Genomic DNA, 1,998 nt, shown 5'->3' with positions numbered 1-1,998 from the left:
CAGGAGAGGCAAGTCCGTTCATCGTAAAGTTCTTCCAGATTGGAGCTTCTCCTAAAACAACACCTCCATATAATCTGAAACCTGTTGTTCCGATCGGAGTTTTAAAATTATGAACAAAAAGAGCATCAAAACGGGAGTAATTGAAACTTCCGCCTGCCATTTTGTAGCTCTGTTCATAGTTGAAATACAGTTCCGGATATTTCTGGTCGATTAGGGATTTCCCCTGTGGCGTCATAATATTGGTAGAATTCGGAGAATACTTTAGCGTAAATAAAGTATTGAAATTCTTGAATGATGATCCTCCATCTCTGAACTGGTAATCAAACTGAGCTTCCTCAATATTTCTTCTTACGGCAAGCGCAAGGGTAAGGCCGTTGGTAACATCATTCAGATAAGATAATGAAGCCCCTTTGAAGTGGAAATATTTATCATTGTTCAGGTTATTTCCGAAGTTCATCATTCTCATCTTGAAATTCCAGAGTCTTCTGTAAAATTCTCCTGAAGCCGTTACATCATCATAAAAATCAAACCTGAAGAATGAGTTCTTTTCTAAAGTGGTTTTGACATCTATTCCCATTCCATATTTCCATCTTCTGTCTTTTACTCCGTAAGCGAAATAATAATCAGGAGAGAAATAAGGATTGAAATTTTCATTGATCTTTGCCTTCAATCCCAGTCTGAATCCTTCGTAGGAGTTATAGTTGGCAATTTCATCCACCGCAAAATCTACAACACCCACTCTGATCTGCCCGTTAAGCAGTCCGGAAATGATTTGTGCTTTGCTGTCTATTTTATATTTTTTACCAAGACTGTCAATCGTCTTATAGGTATTCTGCTCCCTTTCAGTGAGCGGTTCTGTTCTGTACTGATCCAGAGAATGCCCATCAATGCTTTTTACATCGAAAGTATATCCTTTGAAATCTTTAGGCTTTTCTTCAATAGGAGATTTGAAATCAAAATATTTGGACGTAAGAAAGGCATAGGTTCCAAAACTCCTTTTATCCTTTTTATCTGTATGCTCCTTGTCGTCCATAGCCATTTTTCCCATTTTAAGCTTGGTGGTTTCATGGGCAAGGAACCATTTGTTGTTGTAAAAGATCCAGGTACTGGTAATGATTCCATCATTTTTACTTTTACTGAAATTCTCAATTTTTTTAATTCCATAAGTCTCAGTATCAATGTAGATGGCGCCTGTGTATTTTCTTTTTTTATCCGGGTTTTTATAATTGACCTCACGGAAGCGGATTACAAAGTTTTTTCTGCCGTCAAGTTCTATGGTATCGGAAAGGAAATATCGGTAAAGACCTCTGTTTTCAGGTTTTACCTGTTCCGGAACAATATCCCTGTTACTTTGCTGGAGAGCGATCATTTCATAGACGGGCTGCTTCAGACCTGAAATTCTGTTATCAAGAATATTGATCTTTTCACCATACTTTTTGGAATATAAAAACTCCTGTGCTCTTTCCCAAAGGAATAGTTTACTTTTCGCAAATATTTTTCTTGCACTGATGTTATTCAGCGAGTCTTTTTCCCTCTTTTTTTTGAAGAAATTTAACTCATTAAAATACTGATTGAATTGAGTAAGACTGTCCTCATCAATATCTAAAGAAATTTTTTCGTAAGACTTATAAGCATAAGATCCTAAGCTTTTGGGAGAGTTTTCGTTGAAAAGCTTGTTCACTTTTTTGAGGATTTCCAATGCCCTTGGATCACTTTTATCTTCAATGACTACCGTTTCAATATTGGTGGTTTTTGAAGGTTTTTTAGTCAGGAAAACCTCCATACTGCTTTCTACAGTGGTAGTTTCCTTTTGGTAGGAATCCGCTTCAACTTCTATGTTTTTGCATTCTGCTTTAAACTCAAGAATTCCCAGTGTGTTGGTATAACCAAGGATAGTATTGCCACAGAAAACTTTTGCTTTGGAGACAGGTTTTTGGCTGGCGGCATCAACAACTTTAATCTTAAGCTGTGAATACCCCAAAAAGCACATCAGGAAAA

Annotated in this window: 1 protein-coding gene; it reads right to left on the bottom strand. The window is 36.9% G+C overall.

What is annotated here, in order from left to right:
* Positions 1-1,998 (bottom strand): hypothetical protein (locus BBH99_RS11430; protein WP_228390792.1); only part of this gene is annotated, 1,998 nt, incomplete at both ends.

Origin of the sequence: Chryseobacterium contaminans, from assembly GCF_001684955.1 — a bacterium.
GTDB classification, from domain to species: domain Bacteria; phylum Bacteroidota; class Bacteroidia; order Flavobacteriales; family Weeksellaceae; genus Chryseobacterium; species Chryseobacterium contaminans.
Note: the sequence above shows the minus strand (reverse complement) of the source record. Positions and strands in the feature narration are given on the sequence as shown.